The organism is Actinomycetospora soli (assembly GCF_021026295.1).
In the GTDB taxonomy this organism is placed as follows: domain Bacteria; phylum Actinomycetota; class Actinomycetes; order Mycobacteriales; family Pseudonocardiaceae; genus Actinomycetospora; species Actinomycetospora soli.
Map to the genome: position 1 here is coordinate 39,824 of NZ_JAJNDA010000018.1, position 19,976 is coordinate 59,799.

Annotated in this window: 18 protein-coding genes; 10 read left to right on the forward strand and 8 right to left on the reverse strand. The window is 74.0% G+C overall.

Annotated elements, in window-relative coordinates:
• Position 1: 1 nt before the first annotated feature.
• Genes LN037_RS24425 through LN037_RS24435 form a run of 3 tightly spaced genes read right to left on the reverse strand, consistent with a single transcriptional unit; the run spans position 2 to position 2,263 of the window.
• Positions 2 to 448: an ATP-binding protein gene (locus tag LN037_RS24425; RefSeq protein ID WP_230758311.1), complete on the reverse strand. Its 447-nt coding sequence runs from the start codon at positions 446 to 448 to the stop codon at positions 2 to 4.
• 58 nt (positions 449 to 506) lie between these two features.
• The gene (locus LN037_RS24430) at positions 507 to 1,505 is read right to left on the reverse strand and encodes an NAD(P)H-dependent glycerol-3-phosphate dehydrogenase (RefSeq protein ID WP_230758314.1); all 999 of its coding nucleotides are present in this window, start codon (positions 1,503 to 1,505) and stop codon (positions 507 to 509) included.
• The gene (locus LN037_RS24435; protein WP_230758499.1) at positions 1,502 to 2,263 is read right to left on the reverse strand and encodes a lysophospholipid acyltransferase family protein; all 762 of its coding nucleotides are present in this window, start codon (positions 2,261 to 2,263) and stop codon (positions 1,502 to 1,504) included. The genes LN037_RS24430 and LN037_RS24435 overlap by 4 nt, the downstream gene beginning before the upstream one ends.
• A gap of 176 nt (positions 2,264 to 2,439) precedes the next feature.
• On the opposite strand from LN037_RS24435, the gene cofC reads away from it, so the two are divergent.
• The 4 genes from cofC (at position 2,440) to glxA (ending at position 8,573) form a co-directional block, all read left to right on the forward strand.
• Positions 2,440 to 3,123, forward strand: a complete 684-nt coding sequence (gene cofC, locus LN037_RS24440; protein ID WP_230758315.1) for a 2-phospho-L-lactate guanylyltransferase — start codon at positions 2,440 to 2,442, stop codon at positions 3,121 to 3,123.
• A 60-nt stretch (positions 3,124 to 3,183) separates the two neighbouring features.
• On the forward strand, positions 3,184 to 5,460 hold the full coding sequence (locus tag LN037_RS24445) for an RNA degradosome polyphosphate kinase (RefSeq protein WP_230758317.1): 2,277 nt from the start codon (positions 3,184 to 3,186) through the stop codon (positions 5,458 to 5,460).
• The gene (locus tag LN037_RS24450) at positions 5,457 to 6,467 is read left to right on the forward strand and encodes an NUDIX hydrolase (RefSeq protein ID WP_230758320.1); all 1,011 of its coding nucleotides are present in this window, start codon (positions 5,457 to 5,459) and stop codon (positions 6,465 to 6,467) included. Before LN037_RS24445 ends, LN037_RS24450 begins: the two co-directional genes overlap by 4 nt.
• A 174-nt stretch (positions 6,468 to 6,641) precedes the next feature.
• Positions 6,642 to 8,573, forward strand: coding sequence for a radical copper oxidase GlxA (gene glxA / locus LN037_RS24455; RefSeq protein ID WP_230758322.1), 1,932 nt, complete (start codon positions 6,642 to 6,644; stop codon positions 8,571 to 8,573).
• Between the two features lie 43 nt (positions 8,574 to 8,616).
• On the opposite strand, the gene LN037_RS24460 is transcribed toward glxA, so the two are convergent.
• Positions 8,617 to 9,447: a LysR family transcriptional regulator gene (locus tag LN037_RS24460; RefSeq protein WP_230758324.1), complete on the reverse strand. Its 831-nt coding sequence runs from the start codon at positions 9,445 to 9,447 to the stop codon at positions 8,617 to 8,619.
• 83 nt (positions 9,448 to 9,530) lie between these two features.
• Here LN037_RS24460 and LN037_RS24465 point away from each other — a divergent pair, with 83 nt between their 5' ends.
• The gene (locus LN037_RS24465; RefSeq protein WP_230758326.1) at positions 9,531 to 10,244 is read left to right on the forward strand and encodes an SDR family NAD(P)-dependent oxidoreductase; all 714 of its coding nucleotides are present in this window, start codon (positions 9,531 to 9,533) and stop codon (positions 10,242 to 10,244) included.
• An 86-nt stretch (positions 10,245 to 10,330) separates the two neighbouring features.
• Here LN037_RS24465 and leuD read toward each other — a convergent pair whose 3' ends face one another.
• Both leuD and leuC read right to left on the reverse strand, forming a co-directional pair.
• A complete protein-coding gene (leuD, locus tag LN037_RS24470) occupies positions 10,331 to 10,918 on the reverse strand; it encodes a 3-isopropylmalate dehydratase small subunit (RefSeq protein ID WP_230758330.1) in 588 nt (195 codons plus the stop codon).
• 11 nt (positions 10,919 to 10,929) lie between these two features.
• Complete coding sequence (leuC, locus tag LN037_RS24475; RefSeq protein WP_230758332.1) at positions 10,930 to 12,351, reverse strand: 3-isopropylmalate dehydratase large subunit; 1,422 nt, start codon at positions 12,349 to 12,351, stop codon at positions 10,930 to 10,932.
• A 55-nt stretch (positions 12,352 to 12,406) separates the two neighbouring features.
• Between leuC and LN037_RS24480 the strand changes: the two genes are divergently transcribed.
• The 3 genes from LN037_RS24480 (at position 12,407) to LN037_RS24490 (ending at position 14,667) form a co-directional block, all read left to right on the forward strand.
• Complete coding sequence (locus LN037_RS24480; protein WP_230758334.1) at positions 12,407 to 13,090, forward strand: IclR family transcriptional regulator; 684 nt, start codon at positions 12,407 to 12,409, stop codon at positions 13,088 to 13,090.
• Positions 13,091 to 13,255: 165 nt separating this feature from the next.
• Positions 13,256 to 14,005 carry an SDR family oxidoreductase gene (locus LN037_RS24485; RefSeq protein ID WP_230758336.1) on the forward strand — a complete coding sequence of 250 codons (750 nt, stop codon included), beginning with the start codon at positions 13,256 to 13,258 and terminating at the stop codon, positions 14,003 to 14,005.
• 32 nt (positions 14,006 to 14,037) lie between these two features.
• A complete protein-coding gene (locus LN037_RS24490) occupies positions 14,038 to 14,667 on the forward strand; it encodes an MSMEG_1061 family FMN-dependent PPOX-type flavoprotein (protein ID WP_230758339.1) in 630 nt (209 codons plus the stop codon).
• Here LN037_RS24490 and LN037_RS24495 read toward each other — a convergent pair.
• A complete protein-coding gene (locus tag LN037_RS24495; protein ID WP_230758342.1) occupies positions 14,642 to 15,724 on the reverse strand; it encodes a winged helix DNA-binding domain-containing protein in 1,083 nt (360 codons plus the stop codon). The genes LN037_RS24490 and LN037_RS24495 overlap by 26 nt on opposite strands.
• A gap of 247 nt (positions 15,725 to 15,971) precedes the next feature.
• On the opposite strand from LN037_RS24495, the gene LN037_RS24500 reads away from it, so the two are divergent.
• Positions 15,972 to 16,475, forward strand: coding sequence for a hypothetical protein (locus tag LN037_RS24500; protein WP_230758344.1), 504 nt, complete (start codon positions 15,972 to 15,974; stop codon positions 16,473 to 16,475).
• Complete coding sequence (locus tag LN037_RS24505) at positions 16,472 to 18,988, forward strand: M48 family metalloprotease (RefSeq protein ID WP_230758345.1); 2,517 nt, start codon at positions 16,472 to 16,474, stop codon at positions 18,986 to 18,988. The genes LN037_RS24500 and LN037_RS24505 overlap by 4 nt, the downstream gene beginning before the upstream one ends.
• Before the next feature lie 20 nt (positions 18,989 to 19,008).
• Here LN037_RS24505 and LN037_RS24510 read toward each other — a convergent pair whose 3' ends face one another.
• The gene (locus LN037_RS24510) at positions 19,009 to 19,917 is read right to left on the reverse strand and encodes a catalase family peroxidase (RefSeq protein WP_230758348.1); all 909 of its coding nucleotides are present in this window, start codon (positions 19,915 to 19,917) and stop codon (positions 19,009 to 19,011) included.
• Between the last annotated feature and the right edge of the window lie 59 nt (positions 19,918 to 19,976).

Consider the following 19,976-nt stretch of genomic DNA (forward strand, 5'->3'; position numbering starts at 1 on the left):
CCTACGGGTGGACGCGGGCCCGGAGCTGGACGGTGGTGCCGTGGCGACCGGACAGGACGGTGGCGCGGGCCAGCGTGTGCATCAGCGGCAGCCCCCGGCCCCGCCAGCCGCACCCGGTCGACCGGCGCCAGGCGCCGTCGTCGGAGATGGTGACGACCAGGTCCCGCCCGCCGGCGAGCGGCGGGGAGACCGCGGCCCAGAGCCGCATGTCGCCCGGCTGCGGCGCCGCGGAGTAGGCGTGGTCGACGACGTTGGCGAGCGCCTCGTAGACCGCGAGCGCGAGGTCGTCCGCGGTGTCCGGGTCGGCCCACTCACGCAGCCACGTCCGGAAGGTGCGACGCAGGGTCGAGGCGTTCGACCGGTCCGCCGGAGCCGTCCGCTCGAGGGTGACCACCGGGCGGTCGGCGGTCACGCGGGGCGGCGGCCCCATGCGCTGCAGCACGTCCACGAAGTCCGGAGTTCCTCGGACGGCCCCACACGAAACGCACCCGGCCGGGCGGAGCCGGTCACTCCGGTTTGCGTTCACGGTTGATCAGTTCGTCCCCCACGTCACGCGCCGAGACCGTCCCCGCGCAGACCCGGCGGACGGCGTCCACGATCGGGGTGTCGACGCCGTGCGTGCGGGCCAGCTCGCCGATCGCCTCGCAGGACTTGACGCCCTCGGCGACCTGGCCGTGGTTGGCCTCCTCGGCCTCGGCGACCGTCATGCCGCGGCCCAGCGACTCGCCGAACCGGCGGTTGCGCGAGAGCGGGGACGAGCAGGTGGCCACCAGGTCGCCCATGCCCGCCAGGCCGGCCAGCGTCAGCGCCTGGCCCCCGAGCGCCACCGTGAGCCGCGAGATCTCGGCGAGGCCCCGGGTGATCAGCGAGGCCGTCGTGTTGTCGCCGTACCCCTGCCCGGAGGCCATGCCGCACGCGAGGGCGATGACGTTCTTGCACGCGCCGCCCAGCTCGCAGCCGATGACGTCGACGTTCGTGTACGGCTTGAAGTAGCCGGTGGAGCAGTCGTGCTGCACCGCGACCGCCCGGTCGTGGTCCGAGCAGGCGACCACGGTGGCCGTCGGCTGCTCGGCGGCGATCTCCCCGGCGAGGTTCGGCCCGGAGAGCACCGCGATGCGGTCCGGCGTGACCCGGCCCGCGTCCGCGATGACCTCGCTCATCCGCTTGAGCGTGCCCATCTCGACGCCCTTGGCGAGGCTCACCACCGTCGCGCCGCGCGGCAGGTGGTCGGCCCAGTCCTCCAGGTGCCCGCGCAGCCGCTGGGCGGGGATCGCCAGCACCACCGCGGTCACGCCGTCGAGGGCGGCCTCGGCGTCGTGGGTGGCCCGCAGCGCCGACGGCAGCTTGATGTCGGGCAGGTACTCCGGGTTGACGTGGTCGGCGGCGATCGCGTCCGCCACCTCCTGGCGCCGCGCCCACAGCGTGACGTCGGTGCCCGCGTCGGCGAGGACCTTGGCGAACGTCGTCCCCCACGACCCCGCCCCGAGGACCGCGTAGCGGCTCATGCCGCGTCCCCCGCCGGCCGGACCTCGCCGCGGACGTCCTCGAGCAGCGCCCCGACCGCGGTCATCATCCGCTCCGTCGTCTCCTTCATCAGCTTCGCGCCGGGCGGGCGGTCGCCGACCCGGGCCCGCAGGTCGTCCATCGGCAGCGGCTCGCCCGCGTGCACCGTGATCGTGGCGCCGAACGGGGAGGGCCGGAAGCGTCGGCGGTAGTGGTCGTAGACCGAGAGCGTGCCCCAGTGCACCACCGGGATCACCGGCACGTCGTGCAGCAGCGCCAGCCGCGCGGCGCCCGAGCGCGCCTCCATCGGCCAGCCCGCCGGGTCCCGCGTGATGGTGCCCTCGGGGTAGATCACGACGATGCCGTCGTCGGCCAGGGCCGTCTCCGCGGCCGCGAGGCTCGCCCCGGCGTCGCGCGACCCGCGGGCGACCGGGATCTGCCGCGAGCCCGCCATGATCCGGCCGAACACCGGCACCCGCCAGAGCGAGTCCTTGGCCAGGAACCGCGGCACGCGGCGCGCGCGGTGGACGAAGACCGCGGTGTAGACCGGGTCGAGGTAGGAGACGTGGTTGCTCACCAGCAGCGCGGGCCCCTCGGCCGGCACGTGCTCGAGCCCGACCATCCGCCGCCGCGCCAGGAACCAGGTCAGCGGGTAGAAGACCACCGCGGCCAGGAACACCCACGGGCCACCCGGCTCCCGACGACGCCAGGCCACGTCCCGCGGCACCGGCGCCGGGGTCGTGGGAGAACCGTCTGCGATCGCCACCCGGGCCCGCCTCCTCGTCACCGTCGCGTGGATGCCGGGAGCGGCCCCAGCACGCTGCGGCGTGAGTCTCCCGTGACCGGTGATCGCCGTCCAGACGACCTCCGGCGCCGGGCGGCCCGGGCGGGGCGTTCGGTGGCCCCCGACCGGTCGGCGGGTCCAGGATGGGACGCATGGCGGAACGTGGGGTCGCGACGGACCTCGTCGTGCCGGTGAAGGAGCTGCGGCACGCCAAGACCCGGCTGGCCGCCGCGAGCGCGGCCGTGCCGACGGCGGACCCGCGCACCACCCACGCCGACCTCGCGCTCGCCCTCGCCGCGGACACCCTGGCCGCGGTCCTCGCCTCCTCGGTCCGGCGGCTGGCGGTCGTCACCTCCGAGCCGCGCCTGACCGCCGGGGACCCGGCACCCGTCGTCGGGGAGGACCCGCGGGTGGAGCTGGTCGTCGATCCCGGCCGGGGGCTCGACGCCGCCATCCGGGCCGGGATCGAGCACCTCGGGCCGGTCCCGGTGGGGGTGCTGCTGGCCGACCTGCCGGCGCTGCGGCCCGAGGAGCTGGACGCGGCCCTCGCGGCGGCCCGGGCGGCGCTGCGCCACGCCCCGGCGGCGTTCGTGACGGACCACACCGGCGACGGGACCTCGCTGCTGGTCGCCACGCCCGGGTTCGTCCCCCGGTTCGGACCGTTCTCCGCGGCCGCGCACGCAGCGGCCGGCGCGGTCGCGCTCACCGGCGACTGGCCCGGGCTGCGCCACGACGTCGACGTGCCGGCCGACCTCGACGAGGTCCGGGCGCTCGGGGTCGGGCCCGCCACGCGGGCGTGGCCGGGCCTGCCGAGCCTCACCGCGTCCCACCGATGACCCGGTCGCGCGGGTGGCGTGTCCCGCAGTGGTCGCGGTGTGCCGTCGTGCGCCGTCAGAATGGGCCGGGTGAGCGACTCGACGGACACCACGATCGAGGAGGCCGGCCCGATCTCGGAGCCCGGCCCGCCCCCACCCGCCCCGGCGCCGCCGACGCGGTCGCCCGACGGACGCGGCCGGCTGCCCACCGCGCCGGCCGCGGCGACCCCGGCCACGGACGACGTGCCCGCGGACCTCCCCGACGACCGCTACGACAACCGCGAGCTGTCCTGGCTCGAGTTCAACGCCCGCGTCCTCGCACTCGCCGAGGACACCAGCCAGCCGTTGCTCGAGCGCGCCAAGTTCCTGGCGATCTTCGCCTCGAACCTCGACGAGTTCTACATGGTCCGCGTGGCCGGGCTGAAGCGCCGCGAGGAGACCGGGCTCTCGGTGCGCAGCGCCGACGGCCTCACCCCGCGCGAGCAGCTCGCCCGCATCGCGGCCCGCAACCAGGAGCTCGCGGAGAAGCACGCCCGGGTGTGGCGGACCGACGTCGGGCCGGCGCTCGAGGACGCGGGCGTCCACGTCATCGGGTGGGACCAGGTCACCGGCGAGGCCCGCGAACGGCTCTCCGCGTGGTTCGACGCCCAGGTCTTCCCCGTGCTCACCCCGCTCGCGGTGGACCCCGCCCACCCGTTCCCCTACATCTCCAACCAGTCGCTCAACCTCGCCGTCGCCGTCCGCGACCCGCAGACCGGCACCGAGCACTTCGCGCGCGTGAAGGTGCCGAACAACGTGCCGCGCCTGGTGCGGGTCGGCCCGGAGCCCGGCGAGGACGACGACGAGGCCGACTCGACCAACCTCGACCGCCGCTGCTGGTTCCTCCCCATCGAGGACCTCATCGCCGAGCACCTCGACCACCTCTTCGAGGGCATGGAGGTCGCCGAGCACCACGTGTTCCGGGTGACCCGCAACGCCGACCTCGACGTCGAGGAGGACCGCGACGAGGACCTGCTGCAGGCCCTCGAGCGCGAGCTCGCCCGGCGCCGCTTCGGCCCGCCGGTGCGCCTCGAGATCACCGACCGGATGAGCGAGCACATGCTCGAGCTGCTGCTGCGCGAGCTCGACGTGGACCCGCACGACGTGGTCCAGGTGCCCGGGCTGCTCGACCTCTCGTGCCTGATGGAGCTGCTCTCGCTCAACCGCCCCGAGCTGAAGGACCCGGTGTTCGTCCCGGCGACGCACCCGGCGTTCAGCGAGGGCGAGACGCCCAAGAGCGTCTTCGCCACCCTGCGCGAGGGCGACGTGATGGTGCACCACCCCTACGACTCGTTCTCCACGAGCGTGCACCGCTTCATCGAGCAGGCGGCGAACGACCCGAAGGTCCTCGCGATCAAGCAGACGCTCTACCGCACCTCGGGCGACTCCCCGATCGTCGAGGCCCTGATCGACGCGGCGGAGGCGGGCAAGCAGGTCGTCGCCGTCGTCGAGATCAAGGCCCGGTTCGACGAGCGGGCCAACATCAACTGGGCCCGCGCGCTGGAGCGCGCCGGGGTGCACGTGGTGTACGGGCTGGTCGGGCTCAAGACCCACTGCAAGGCCGCGCTGGTGGTGCGCCAGGAGGGCTCGGCCATCAAGCGCTACTGCCACCTCGGCACCGGCAACTACAACCCCAAGACCGCCCGGCTCTACGAGGACATGGGCGTCTTCACCGCCGACGAGACGATCGGCGCCGACCTCACCGACCTGTTCAACGTGCTCACCGGCTACGCCCGGCGGCGCAAGTACCGTCGGCTGCTCGTCGCCCCGTACGGCGTGCGGCGGGGTCTGATCGAGCGGATCGACGCCGAGCGCAAGCGCGCCGCGAAGGGCAAGCGGTCGGGGATCCGGATCAAGGTCAACGGCCTGGTCGACGAGCAGGTGATCGACGCGCTCTACCGCGCGTCGCTCGCGGGCGTGCCGATCGACCTGGTGGTCCGCGGCATCTGCGCGCTGCGCGCCGGCGTCCCCGGCCTGTCCGAGAACATCCGTGTCCGGTCCATCCTCGGCCGGTTCCTCGAGCACTCGCGGATCTTCCACTTCGTGGGGGCCGGCGAGCACTGGATCGGCAGTGCCGACATCATGCACCGCAACCTCGACCGCCGGGTCGAGGTCCTCGCGCCGGTCACCGACCCACGGCTGACCGCGCAGCTCGACGACATCCTCGACTCGGCCACGGCGCCGTCCACCCGGTGCTGGAGCCTCGACCCGGACGGCTCCTGGACGCCGTGGCCGGTCGCGGCCGGGGAGGGGACCGAGGGGATGCAGGTGTGCGACCACCAGACCCAGCTGCTGCTGCGCCGGGACGGGAAGGCGTGAGCCTGCCCGGGGGGACGGAGCGGGACGGGGCCCGTCCGGGGCCGGGTCCCGTTCCCGACGACGGGTCGGTGCCGGTCGCGGTGCACGCCGCCGGGGCCGTGCTCTGGCGACCCGCGGATCGTGGCAGCGGGGCAGGCGGTGCCGGGGCCGTGGAGGTCGCGGTGGTGCACCGCCCGCATCACGGCGACTGGAGCCTGCCCAAGGGCAAGGTCGACCCGGGCGAGTCCCGGGCGCGCACCGCGGTGCGCGAGATCGCCGAGGAGACCGGGTTCGCCGCCGTGCTCGGGCGGCACGTGGCGACGGTGCGCTACATGGTCGGCGCGGACCGGAAGGTCGTCGACTACTGGGACGCCCGGGCGGGCTCCGGGAGCTTCACCCCGAACGGCGAGACCGACGAGCTGCGCTGGCTCGCCCCCGCCGAGGCGACCCCGCTGCTCAGCTACGACTCCGACCGCGACGTGCTCGCCGACTTCGCCGCGGCCCCGTTCCCGCTGCGGACCCTGCTGCTCGTGCGCCACGCGAAGGCGGGCCGGCGCGGCAGCCACGCCGACGACGACGCCCGCCCGTTGGTCGACGAGGGCCGCGAGCAGGCCCGGCGGCTCGCCGACCTGCTCGCCGCCCACGGCGTCGAGCGCCTGCACGCCGTCGGGCGCACCCGCTGCGTGCAGACCCTCGAGCCCGCCTCGCACCGGCTCGGCGTCGGGATCGTCACCGAGGACGCCCTGGCCGACGAGGCCGTCGCGGCCGATCCCGCGCGGGCGCGGGATCGGCTGCTCGAGCTGGCAGGCGAGGACGGCGTGGCCGCGGTGTGCGCCCAGGGGTACGGCATCCCGACCCTCGTGCGGGACCTCGCGGCCGGGCCGGACCCCGACCTCGGACCCCGGCCCGAGGTGCGGAGCAACCGGCGGCTGTCCGACCCGCCGTCGCGCAAGGGCAGCGCCTGGGTGCTCTCGTTCGACGGGCGGACGCTGGTCGGCGCCGACTACGTGCGGGACCCCGCGGTCTGACCGGGGGCGGAGCACCGTCCGCCGACCACGGCGATCCGGTCGCCGACGGTGCCGCCCCGTGGTCATGTCACGAAACGGACTCGGTTAGCGTGGCGCACGGCCGTCCGCCGGGTCGGCCCCCGGCCTGCGCTCCCCCGTCGTCAGGCCCGGCCCGGCATGACCTGGAGGGTGGGCTTGCGCGCGAAGACACGCCGCTACCGGCAGATCGCTCTGGTGGTCGTCGCGGCTGCCGTGCTGCTCGGTGTCAACGTGCCACCGGCGTTCTCCTACGTCCAGGAGTGGCGGCACGAGCGCCTGATCAACAGCCCGGAGTACAAGGCGCAGTACGGGCACTGGGACACGATCGAGGTCCCGCCCGACAACCGCGTCAACGCGATCCACGCCGTGCTGCTGAACACCGGCAAGGTCCTGCTCATCGCCGGGTCCGGCAACAAGGAGGACATGTTCGCGACGCGGGCGCTGAAGAGCCTCGTGTACGACCCGACCACCGGTCAGTCGCGGATGATCCCCGTGCCCGACGACATGTTCTGCGGTGGACAGACCGTGCTCCCCGACGGCCGGGTGCTCTTCGCCGGCGGCACGCAGCGCTACGAGAAGCTCGACGGCGCCGTCACCAACGCCGCGGGCGCGATGCGCGTCAAGAACGAGAACCCGAACGGCCCGCGCTTCCTGCCGGCCGGCACCGAGTTCGTCGCGCCGTCCGGGCAGAAGTACAAGTCCGCGTTCGACGTCACCCTCCCGCCCGCGGCGAAGGCCGGGGTCGGGCGGCGCACCCAGGTGACCGCCTCCGAGGAGAAGGTCTTCGTCGAGTCGGAGGTCCCCGGGCCCCAGGCGGTCAACGGCAACCGGGACAAGTACACCGTCACGGGCCTCTCGGCGGCGGACTCGAAGAACATCTACGGCATCGGTGAGCCGATGACCCTGGACAAGCAGGACTACCAGGGCACCAACAAGGCCTACACGTTCGACCCGAAGACCGAGGCCTGGACCGAGCTGCCGGACATGAACCAGCCCCGCTGGTACCCGACGCTCACCCCGCTCTCCGACGGCAACGTCCTCACCGTCGCCGGCCTCGACGGCGTCGGGCAGGTGCTCAACGGGCTCTCCGAGGAGTTCAACCCGCGCACCAACACGTGGATCGACCGTCGCGAGGTGCTCAAGCAGTACTTCCCGACCTATCCCGCGCTCTTCGAGACCGAGCGGCCGCGCCAGATCGTCTACACCGGCTCGAACGCGGGCTACGGCCCGGCCACCGAGGGCCGCGTGCCGGGCTTCTGGGACCTCGACACCGGCGCGTACACCCCGATCCCCGGGCTGCGCGAGCCGGAGCTGATGGAGACCTCGGGGTCGTCGTGGATCGGCCCGGTGCAGGACCAGCGCCTCGCGGTGGTCGGCGGCGGCGGCGTCGGCGAGAGCCCGATCTCGTCCGCCCGGATCGACTTCCTCGACCTCAAGGACCCGGCCCCGCACTTCACGCCGGGGCCCAACCTGGCGCAGCCGACCCGGTACCCGAACCTGGTCAACCTGCCCGACGACACCACGCTGATCACCAACGGCTCGCTGGACTACCGCGGCAAGGGTGCGACGAACAACCACCTCGCCTACACCCTCGACCCGGCGACCAACCAGCTGAAGCCGATGGCCGACCCGCGGATCGGGCGCGACTACCACACCGAGGCGCTGCTCCTGCCCGACGGCCGGGTGCTCGTCGCGGGTTCCGACCCGCTGTTCGACGACGAGAAGAACACGATCCCCGGCACCTTCGAGCAGCGCATCGAGATCTTCACCCCGCCGTACCTGGAGTCCGGGGCGCCGCGGCCGACGATCTCGTCCGCCCCGCCGGTGCTGACCCGCGGGCAGACGGTGACCATCCCGACGCCGGACGCGTCCCGCATCGCGAAGGCCCGCCTGATCCGCACGTCGTCGGCCACGCACGTGACGACGACGGACATGCGCGACGTCGCCCTCGACATGCAGAAGACGCCGGACGGGGTGTCGATCACGGTGCCGAACGAGGCGACCATCGTGCCGCCCGGGCCGTACATGCTGTTCCTCGTGGACGACAAGGGCGTGCCGAGCGAGGCGAAGATCGTCGACGTGCCCTGACGGGCATGGGAGCACTGTCCGTGGCCAGGGCCACGGACAGTGCTCACAGGCGCGCAGCGCAGCGGACGAGGTCGGCCACCGCCCGCGAGCGGCTGTGCGGCGGCCAGGCGATCACCGTGGTCACGCGGGGAGCGTCGACGACCGGCACGGCGACCACGTCGTCGGCCAGGCCGTGGCGGGCGGAGTCCGGCAGCACCGCCGCGGCGCGCCCCAGCGAGACGAGCTGGCGCAGCTGCGCGGTGTCCCGGACCTGCGGGCCCGCGCCGTTCGGGTACGTGCCGTCGGGACCGGGCCAGCGCGGCAGCGGGACGTCGGCGACGTCGGCCAGCCGCAGCTGCGCGTGCGTCGAGAGCGGGTGCCCGGCGGGCAGGAAGAGCGACTGCCCCTCGGAGGCGAGGTCCTCCGTGTCGAAGCCGGCGGTCGAGTCGAACGGGCGGTGCAGCAGGGCGACGTCGGCGCGGCCGTCGCGCAGCAGCCGCTCCTGCTGCCCCGGCCCGCACAGCTGCACGTCGACCTCGACCGCCCCGGGCTCGGCGGCGTAGGCGTCGAGGACCTTCGCGAGCAGTTCCTCCGAGGCCCCCGCCTTCGCGACGAGCACGAGGTCGGGGCCGCTCCCGGCCGCGCGGCGGGTCCGGCGCTCCGCGGCGTCGACGGCGTCCAGCGCCGCGCGCCCCTCGGCGAGCAGGACCGCGCCCGGCCCGGTCAGCCGGACCTCGCGGCTGGTCCGCTCGAGCAGTCGGGCGCCCACCCGCCGCTCGAGCTGCTGGATCGCCCGGGACAGCGGGGGCTGGGCGATGCCGAGCCGTTCGGCCGCCCGCCCGAAGTGCCGCTCCTCGGCGACCGCGACGAAGTACCGCAGCTCCCGTGTCTCCACCCCTCCAGTGATACCCCTGCGGTATCGATCGGCACCGAGGCGGTCGTGGACGGGTCCGGCGACCCGGGCCGAGCATGGTCGTCATGAGCGAGGAGAGCACCACCGCCCTGGTCACCGGGGCGAACAAGGGCATCGGCTACGCGATCGCGGCGGGCCTGGGCGCGCAGGGCATGCGGGTCGGCGTCGGCGCGCGGGACGACGCCCGGCGCGAGGAGGCCGTCGAGAAGCTCCGGGCCGCGGGCGTGGACGCGTTCGGGGTCCCGCTCGACGTCACCGACGACGCGAGCGTGGCCGCCGCCGCGGCCTCGCTGGACCGGCTCGACGTGCTGGTGAACAACGCCGGCGTCACCGGCGGCGCCGAGCAGCTGCCGACGCAGGTCGCCATCGACACGATGCGCGCGGCGGTGGAGGTCAACGTCTACGGCGTCGTCCGCGTCACCAACGCGATGCTGCCGCTGCTGCGCCGCTCGGCGCACCCGCGGATCGTGAACGTGTCGTCCGGCGTCGGCTCGCTCGCCCGCCAGACCTCGGGGGGCGACACCGGGCCGATCGCCGCGGCCTACTCCCCCTCCAAGACGTTCCTGAACGCCGTCACGGTCCAGTACGTCAAGGAGCTCGCGGACACGAACATCAAGATCAACCTGGCGTGCCCGGGCTTCGTCGCGACCGACCTCAACGGCTTCCGCGGCCACCGCACCACCGAGCAGGGCGCGGCCACGGCCATCCGGCTGGCGACCCTGCCCGACGACGGGCCCACCGGTGGCTACGTCGAGGACGCGGGGACCATCCCCTGGTGAGACCTTTCGCCAGATGGCAGGAAAGCGTCGTTGCTGTCGCTGGATGACAGCAACGACGCTTTCCTGCCAGGTGGGGTGGGGTCGGGCTACACCGTCGTCGGCTTGTGCGACGGCCGCGCCTTCTCGTAGGCGTCGATGTCGGCCTCGTGGCGCAGCGTGAGCCCGATGTCGTCGAGCCCCTCGAGCAGGCGCCAGCGGGTGTAGTCGTCGACGGTGAACGGCACGACGAGGTCCTCGGCCGTGACCGTCCTCGCCGTCAGGTCGACGGTCAGCTCCAGGCCCGGCCGCGACTCGATCTTCTTCCACAGCAGCTCGACGTCGGACTGCTCGACGGTGGCCGCGAGCAGCCCGGCCTTCGACGAGTTGCCCTTGAAGATCTCGCCGAAGCGCGACGAGATCACGACGCGGAAGCCGTAGTCCATCAGTGCCCAGACGGCGTGCTCGCGGGAGGACCCGGTGCCGAAGTCGGAGCCGGCGACGAGCACCGACCCGCGGTCGTAGGGCTCCTGGTTCAGCACGAACGAGGGGTCGTTGCGCCACGAGGCGAACAGCCCGTCGTCGAAGCCCGTCCGCGTGACGCGCTTGAGGTACACCGCCGGGATGATCTGGTCGGTGTCGACGTTCGACACCCGCAGCGGGGTGCCGATGCCGGTGTGGGTCGTGAACTTCTCCACGGTCAGCTCCCTCAGGCCGTCGTGAGCACGGTGGGCGACAGATCCTCGGGGGAACTCAGCGTCCCCCGCACGGCGGTGGCCGCGGCGACCAGCGGCGACACCAGGTGGGTGCGCCCGCCCTTGCCCTGCCGGCCCTCGAAGTTGCGGTTCGACGTCGAGGCGCAGCGCTGCCCCGGCGCGAGCTGGTCGGGGTTCATGCCGAGGCACATCGAGCAGCCCGCGTTGCGCCACTCGGCGCCGGCGTCGCGGAACACCTGGTCGAGGCCCTCCTCCTCGGCCTGCGCCTTGACGGCCATCGAGCCGGGGACCACGAGCATCTGCACCGAGTCGGCGATCCGGTGCCCACGGAGCACGTCGGCCGCCGCGCGGAAGTCCTCGATGCGCGCGTTGGTGCAGGAGCCGAGGAACACCACGTCCACCGCGACGTCGCGCAGCTTCGTGCCCGGCTCCAGGTCCATGTAGGCGAGCGCCTTGCGGGTGGCGGCGGCCTCGTCGTCGTCCATCGTCGCGGGGTCGGGCACCGACTCGCCGAGCGGGAGGCCCTGGCCCGGGTTGGTGCCCCAGGTGACGAACGGGGTCAGCGCGTCGGCGTCGATGTGCACGACGGCGTCGAACTCCGCGTCGTCGTCGGTGCGCAGCTCGCGCCACGCCTCCACCGCCGCGTCCCACTCGGCGCCCTGCGGCGCGTGCGGGCGCCCCTTCAGGTACGCGAAGGTCGTCTCGTCGGGGGCGACCATCCCGGCGCGCCCGCCGGCCTCGATGGACATGTTGCACATCGTCATGCGCGCTTCCATCGACATCGCCCGGACGGCCTCGCCCCGGTACTCCAGGACGTAGCCCGCGCCACCGCCGGTGCCGATCTGCGAGATGACCTTGAGGATGACGTCCTTGCTGGTCACGCCCGGACGCAGTTCGCCGTCGATCTCGATCGCCATGGTCCGGAACGGCTTCAGCGGCAGCGTCTGGGTGGCCATCACGTGCTCCACCTCGGACGTGCCGATGCCGAACGCGAGCGCGCCGAACGCGCCGTGCGTGGAGGTGTGCGAGTCCCCGCACACGACGGTCGTGCCCGGCTGCGTCAGCCCCAGCTCCGGGCCGATCATGTGCACGATGCCCTGGTTGGCGTCGCCCATGGGGAACAGGCGCACGCCGAACTCCTCGACGTTACGCCGCAGCGTCGCGACCTGCGTCGCCGAGACCTCGTCCGCGATCGGCTTCAGGATGTCGAGCGTCGGGACGTTGTGGTCCTCGGTGGCGATCGTGAGGTCCGGGCGGCGGAGCCCGCGGCCGTGCAGCCGGAGTCCGTCGAAGGCCTGCGGGCTCGTCACCTCGTGGATGAGGTGGAGGTCGATGTAGAGCAGGTCGGGCTCGTCACCCTCCCCCTGCCTCACGACGTGCTGGTCCCAGACCTTCTCGGCGAGTGTGCGTCCCATCGATCCCTGCCTGCGTGGTGGTGAATCCCAGATGATGGGATTACTGTGTCGCTCTGTGGGACAGAGTAGCGGAATCGGCGTGCTCGACAAGGCGGTGGGTGTGCTCCGCGCGGCCGCGGGGGCACCGTGTGGGCTCTCCGAGCTCGTCGAGCGCACCGGTCTGCCCCGGGCCACCGCGCACCGGCTCGCCGTCGGGCTGGAGGTGCACCGGCTGCTCGAGCGCGATCCGGACGGCCGGTGGCGGCCGGGCCCCGCCCTCGCGGAGATGGCCCACGGCCACCACGACCCGCTGCTCACCGCCGCCGAGGACGTCCTGCCGACGCTGCGCGACCTCACGGGCGAGTCGGTCCAGCTCTACCGCCGCGAGGGCGACTCCCGGGTGTGCGTCGCGGTGGCGGAGCCGGCGTCCGGGCTGCGCGACACGGTGCCGGTCGGCGTGCGCCTGCCCCTCACGGCCGGCTCGGGCGCCAAGGTGCTGATCGCCTGGTCGCCGGAGGCCCCCGGCGCGTTCGACGCCGACCTGCTCGCCGAGATCCGCCGCCGCGGGTGGGCCCAGAGCGTCGCGGAACGGGAGCAGGGGGTCGCGAGCGTCTCGGCCCCGGTCCGCGGACCGGACGGTGCGGTCGTCGCCGCCGTGTCGGTCTCCGGTCCGGTGGAACGCATCGGTCGCAAGCCCGGTTCCCGGTGGGCGAACGACCTGCTCGCGGCGGCCCGGGCGCTGGAGAAGGCCCTGGCGTGAGCGCTCCCCGCCGTCGGGCGTCGGCCGTGTGCCACCGCCGGCGCTCGGCGTCAGCCGTGTGCCACCGCTGACGCCCGACGTCAGCAGGCCGCCACGCCAGGCCCGGCGTGAGTCACCCGCCGTCGGGGAATGCCGATCATGTCGACCCGACGGCGAGGAGGCCCCATGACGGCACTGCAGGACAAGGTCGCGATCGTGACGGGCGGTGCCTCCGGGATCGGCCGGGCCACGGCGGTGGCGTTCGCGGCCGCGGGCGCGTCCGTGGTGGTGACCGACCTCGACGGCGAGGGCGCGGCCGCCGTCGCGCAGGAGCTCGGGGCGAACGCGCGGTCGGCGCAGGTCGACGTGACCGACGCCGAGGCCTCCGCCGCGGCCGTGGCGCTCGCCGAGCAGGAGTTCGGCCGCCTCGACGTGCTGTCCTGCAACGCCGGGTTCACCGGGTACCCGGTGCCGACGATGGAGCAGGAGGAGGACGAGTTCGACCGCATCTTCCGCATCAACGTCAAGGGCGTCTGGCTCGGCGTCCGGGCCGCCGTCCCCGCCCTGCGGCGCAGCGGCGGCGGGGCGATCACCATCGTCGGCTCGATCATGGGTGAGCGGACCCGGCCCGGCTTCGGCGGGTACGCGTCGAGCAAGGCGGCCGTGAACCACCTGTCCCGCACGCTCGCCCTGGAGCTGGCCCCGGACATCCGCGTGAACTGCCTCGCCCCGGTGGCCACCGACACCGCGATGCTCCCGCAGTTCCTCGGCCCGGAGGACCCCGAGGGCGCCCGCGAGCGGTTCATCGGCAGCATCCCGCTCGGCCGGCTCGGGCAGCCCGAGGACATCGCGAACGCGGCGGTGTACCTGTCGTCGGACGCGGCGGCGTTCCTCACCGGCGTCGTGCTGCCGGTCGACGGCGGGCGCAGCGTCTAGATTCCCGGTGCGGAGCTGCTTACCGTGGGACGGTGAGCGAGCAGATCACGAGTCTCGAGCAGCTCCGCGAGGTCGTCGGCGAGCCGGTGCGCCGCGCCGTGACCAAGCAGCGCGACCGGCTGGACGACGTCGACCGGGCCTTCATCGCCCGCAGCCCGTTCCAGATGATCGCGACGTCGGACGCCCGGGGTCGCGTGGACGTCTCCCCGAAGGGCGACCCGGCCGGCTCGGTCCTGGTCCTCGACGACCACACGCTCGTGCTGCCCGACCGTCCCGGCAACCGGCGCGTCGACGGGTTCGCCAACATCATCGAGAACCCGCACGTCGGGCTCATCTTCCTGGTGCCGCGCCGCCACGACACGCTGCGCGTGAACGGCACCGCCCGGCTGCTGCTCGACCCGCCGTACGCCGAGCGGCTGCGCCACCGCAACCACGTGCCGCGGCTGGTGCTGGAGGTCGCGGTCGAGGAGGTCTTCACGCACTGCGCGAAGGCGTTCCTGCGCTCGGACCTGTGGTCGCCCGAGTCGTGGCCGGCCGACGACCTCCCGTCGATCGCCGAGATGGCGGCGCGCACCACCGACGACATGTCGGTCGCGCAGATGGAGGCGTACTACACCGAGGAGAACACGCGGGCGATCATGTACGGGACGACGCCACCCTGACCCGGCCCCGCTCGACGTCGGGCAGGAAGCGCGCGAGCGCCCGCCCCTCCTCGGTCACCGCCGACCGGTCGGCCCGGGTGAACCGACGCAGCGGCTCGACGGCGAGGACGCCGTCGACGACTCCCCACGTCGCCGCCACCCGCCCGTCGACGAGCACGAAGCGCTTGCCCGCGACCGACAGCAGGCGGTGGGCGTCGTCGATGATCCGGCTGCGGTCGTGGTAGCCGAGGACGACGTTGTCGAAGGCCGGCAGGAAGCGCACCGGCGCAGGGGTGTCCGGGTCCGGGCGGGGCGCGTCGGGCAGGTCGAGCAGCTCGCGCCCCCGCTCGTCGCGGAACGACACCAGCTCCTCCCGCACCGCGGCGACGGCCGCCGGGAGCCCCGCGAGGCCGCACCAGGCGCGGAGGTCGGCCGACGCGGCCGGGCCGAACGCGGCGAGGTAGCGGCGCACCAGGTCCGCGTCGATCGTTCCCGACGGCCGGTCGGGCTCGGTCCCGAGCCACGTCGCCAGCGGGGCGTAACGCGCGCCCGTCGTCGTGCCCCACAGTCCGCGGGGCGGGACCTGGACGACCGGGACCACCGTCATCGCCGCCTCGCCCAGCGCGCGGTGCCCCGGTCCCGGCCGGCGCTCCGCGAGGGCCCGGCCGACCTCGGGCATCGACGGCTCGCCCGCGGCGAACAGCGCGGCGGCCTCGACGGCGAGCTCGTCGAGGTCGACGCCCGCGAGCTCCGTCCGGTACACGCCGAGCAGGCGCTGACGCAGCATCGGGTCGTGACGCCGACGCCAGGCCAGCGCGTCACCGGCCGTCACGAGATGGACCGTGCGCCGCATCAGGTGCAGGCGCACGACCCGCCGGTCGGTCAGGAGCGCGTCGAGGGCGGCCGGGTCGAACGGATCCAACCGCGACCACAGCCCGACGAACGGTTCCTGCGGCTCCTGGGCCTGCAGGCCGCCGAGGTGCGCGATCGCGTCGACGGGGTCCAGCGGCGCCCGCGTGAGCAGGTGCTGCCGCGCGAGCGTCGCCCGGTTCAGCGCGCGGGTGTCGAGGACGGTCACGGCCGAAAGCATGGCGCAGGAGGCGGTCGGGTCCTGTCCGAGACCTGCTCAAGGGCCAGAGGCGGCTTCCTCGGGCACGGGACCCGCGTGTCGGTCGACACGAATTGTGCCCTCCTCCTCACCTCTGGTGAGGACATCACCGACGGCGAGCGGTCGGGTACAGCGTGAATGCGGAAATGGCGGGTACGCGACGCATCCCCCCGATTCGGACGAATCGCAGGAGAATTGGGGGACCTATCGTCCTCGCGTGGCGACGAAAAGGGCTCTGGCGATCGACCAGGAACAGCGCGACCTCGCGGTCGAACTGACCGCTCTCGCTCTTGAACGCGCGGCGCCCGACGAGATCGTCGTCCTCAACGACTCGGCCGCCGAGTACTTCGACGACCCGGAGTCGGCGCTGCACCCGCCCGATCGCGACGAGCCCCTTGGCGCCGGGATCGACGTGGTGATGACGACGCCATACCTGCTATCCGCCGCCGGCGTCGTCCTTCCGGTCCTGGGGGCCTTCGCGGGCGATATCGCCAAGGACATCGCGAAGGACGTCGTGAAGGAGCCTTTGGTCCGCCGCATCCGTGCGCTGTTCCGGCGCGGGCCCGGCGAGCCGGCCGCCAACGTCCCGGCCCTCACTCAGGACCAGGCGCTTCACGTGCGGGGCGTCGTTCTCGAGCACGCTCGGGCGCTCGGGCTGCCGCCCGGCCAGGCAACGGTCATCGCCGACGCGACCGTCGGGTCGTTGCGTGTGCGGTCGTGACCACCCCGCCGCGGCCGGACGTCCTCGCGCTGCCGCCCTCCACCGCCCTGCGGATGGTCGTGCTGTCGGTGGCCCTGGTCATCGCGGCGCTCTTCGTCGGGACCGCGATGCACAACGCCGTGCTCGGGGAGTCGTGGCAGACCGCCGTGCAGGGGTGTCTCCAGCCGGGTCAGATCCTCCCCGACACCGCGGCGCAGACCGCCTGCCAATCCCCGGCAGAACGGCGGCGGGCCGTCGTCGCGCTGCTGACCGCCTCGGGCAGCGTCGTCCTCGCCGTCGTCGTAGTGGTCGCCGCGCCGGTGGTCATCCGGCGCCGCCGACGTCTCGAGCCGGCCGACGGCCGGTTCGCCCGGGCGATCGCGGCCGTCGCCGCGCTCTCCGCCGAGATGGGCGTGCGCCCGCCGGGTCTGCTCGTCGGTCCGGGCAGCGTGCGGTCGCCGTTCTGCGTGGGACGGCCCGGAGACCACCGGATCGCGCTCCCCCGCAAGCTCGCCCTCCGCGGCAACCCGGCTCTGTTCGACGCCCTCGTCGGTCACGAACTGGCCCACCTGGCCCACCGCGACGTCGGTATCTCCTGGCTGGCCCGGTCGCTGGCCTACGTCCTCGGTCCGCTGCTCGCCATCCCCGTCGTGGTGGCCGCGGTGGGGCGTGAGCCGGGACTCGCCCTGGACATCGGTTGGCGGGCAGCCCTCCTGCTGGGGGTGGTCCTCCTGTTGGTGCGGGGACTGATGCGGGCCCGCGAGTTCGACGCGGACCTACGGGCGGCCCGACGCCCCGGCGTCGGCCGGGTGCTCGACGTCGAGCTAGCGCGGCGCCCCGAGGAGTCGGGACGACGCGCCGCCGTGGCCTGGCATCCCGGGCCCGCCCAGCGACGGGCCGTCCTCGCCGAGCCCGTCGGGGCGGCGACCCTCGGGCTGCTGGACGGCCTCCCCCTCGGCTTCCTCGCCCTGTTCGCGGTTCCTGTCGTGGGCAACACAGCCGCGGCCCTGCTCCTCGGTGACCCGTCGATCAACCTCGTGGCACTGATCAGCGCCCTGGTCCTCGGGCCCCTCCTAGGAGTCACGCTTGGTATCGGGCTCTGGCGCGATGCCCTGGCCGCCCGCTCGGGTGGTCGTCGCGCCGGGACGGGTCGGGTCGCACTCGGGGTGCTCGGCGGCGGTCTGGTCGGCCAGGTCTCGGGGCTGGCGCTCGTCGGCCTCGACCAGGCCGCCTCTGCCGTGATCGCTCCGGTGGCCCTGGCCGGTGCCACGGTCCTGCTCGGAGGTCTTGGTGAGCAGTGGGTGACTGGGGTCGGGCGCACGCGGCGCCCCGCCTCGGTGTGGGCGCCGGCGGCACTGGCCGGCGCCCTGCTCGTGACCACGGTGCTGTGGGCTACCGGACAGCTCGAGGTGGCGTTCTCTGGCGGCTGGGGCCTCGTCGCGGCGTGGTTGACCGCCCCGGGAGCGCTCGCGCTGCCCGGGGTCGCAGCGCTCGTCCTCGCCCTCGCCGCAGCCTGGGCGTTGCGACGTGGTCGGGACGGCTCGACCCCGCCCTGGTGGGGCGGGTCCTCGTCGTGGACCGCCCTCCCGGGTCGCGGGACGATTCTCGTCGGTCTGGTCGCCGGCGTGGCCGGTGGCGCCGGTCTCGCCTTACACCGGGCTGTCGCAGGCGCATCGGAGACCGACGCGGACGCCATCGCGCGCTTCGACGCCGCGGTGCTCGCCGCCGCAGCCGTGGGCGCGGTCGTCGTCGCCGTCCTCACGCTCCTGCGGGGTACCGCCGGCGCGGGTGCGGGTCTCCTGGCCGGGCCGGTGGCCACCACAACGACGGCCATTCTCTTCCTGGTGATCGTCGCGATCGTCGGCGGCAACCCCCTGGCGTTCGCCGTCCCGCTCGTCAGCGGGGCCCTCGGCGCGGGCTGGCTCCTGTCCGTGGCGGTCGCGTCGCTCGGGCTGACCCCCGTGCCGGGGCTCCGGTCCACGGCGGTGGCCGCACTGCTCGCCCTCCTGCTCGCAGGTGGCTCGGCGACCGGGCTCATGGCGGCCAGGTCCGTCGTCGCCCCGGGACTGCCGAGCGACCTCTCTCATGACGTCGGTGGCGATACCGTTACGCCGGCCGGGCGCGATGGGTCGCAGCAGGCGGTCGCACCCACCGCCGACGTCCCCCGGAGCCTCTACGCCGACGTGGTCGCCCGGCCCCTCCTCGAGGGCCGCAGGAGCACCGCAGCCTGGTTCCGCGAGCTCCAGACGGAGAGCCCACCGGCGGACGAGTCGGCCCGGCGCATCCGAGCCGAGCAGCTTCCCGTGCTCCGGTCGATGCTCGAGGGCGCCGAGTCGGTGCGTCCTTCGGACCCCATGGTGTCGAGCGTCCACGGACACGCCGTCACTGGAGCGCGCCTGCAGCTCGCCGGCTTCGAGACCCTCGCCGCCGCCCTGGAGACGCAGGACCGGGACCAGCTGGCCACAGCGGACGCCCTGCTCCGGCAGGGCAACGCCGAGTGGCGGCAGTGGGCGGCGGGCGTCGGGGCCCTTTGACCGGGCGCGCCTTGGGGGACTCAGGTCCGGCGTCGGACCGACTCCGCGTAGACGTGGTGGCGGAAGTGCAGGATCGGGTCGTCGGACATCTCGACGCCGTCGGTGACGCGGGTCGGGTCGTTGACCAGCACGTCGCCGTCCCGCTCGCGCTCGGTGTCCGGGCCCGTGCACTCGACGAGGCCGAGGTCGACCCACGGGCGGTCCTCCGGCCAGGCCCGGCTCGGGTCGACGGTCTGGTCGCCGTCCTGCGCGAGCTGGGCGAGCAGGCGGTGGCGGACCGGGACCTGCTCGAGCACGCCGTTCATGAGGTGGTCGGGGTCGGCCGTGTCCCACTGGTCCCGCGGCAGGAACGCGACGCCGTCCACCGGCTCGAAGCGGAAGCGCACGTACTGCTCGTCGCCGTCGGCGTTGACGAGCTTGTAGGCGTTCATCGAGTTGAACGCCGTGCGGCCCCACGCCAGCGGCGGGTCGCCGAGGTCCTCGATCGCCTGCAGGGCCGCCGCGATGTGCGGGTGCGCCTCCAGGAAGGTCGCGGTCGCCGCCTCGCCGGTGTTCTGCGCCGTCATCAACCCGTGGAACTCCTCGGGCGTCGCCGCCGGGAACACGGGCCACGTCTGCAGGGCGAGGTCGGTCTCGCCGCCGTCCGGGAGGGAGAACTTCACCGCCATGCCGCGCGGGTCGTTGACCGCCGCGTCCGAGCAGCGCGGGTTGCCCGCGCCGTTGGAGAACCGGACCGTGATGCGCACCGGGTCGCCCTGCATGTGGGCGGCGCGCGTGAGCGTCCTCGCCTCCGGCGTCGCGGTGAACGTGCCGGTGAGCAGGACGCCCTTGGTGTGCGTGACCCGGTGCCCGGGCACCGAGCCCATCACCCCCGACGTCTCGTCGAGCGTCGCCTTCGCCAGCGCCGTGTCGTCGCGAACGGTGGTCATGGGTCCCCCCGGTGGGCTCCAGTGGTGGTGGCCCGACGCTAGTTCGTGGTGGCCGTCAC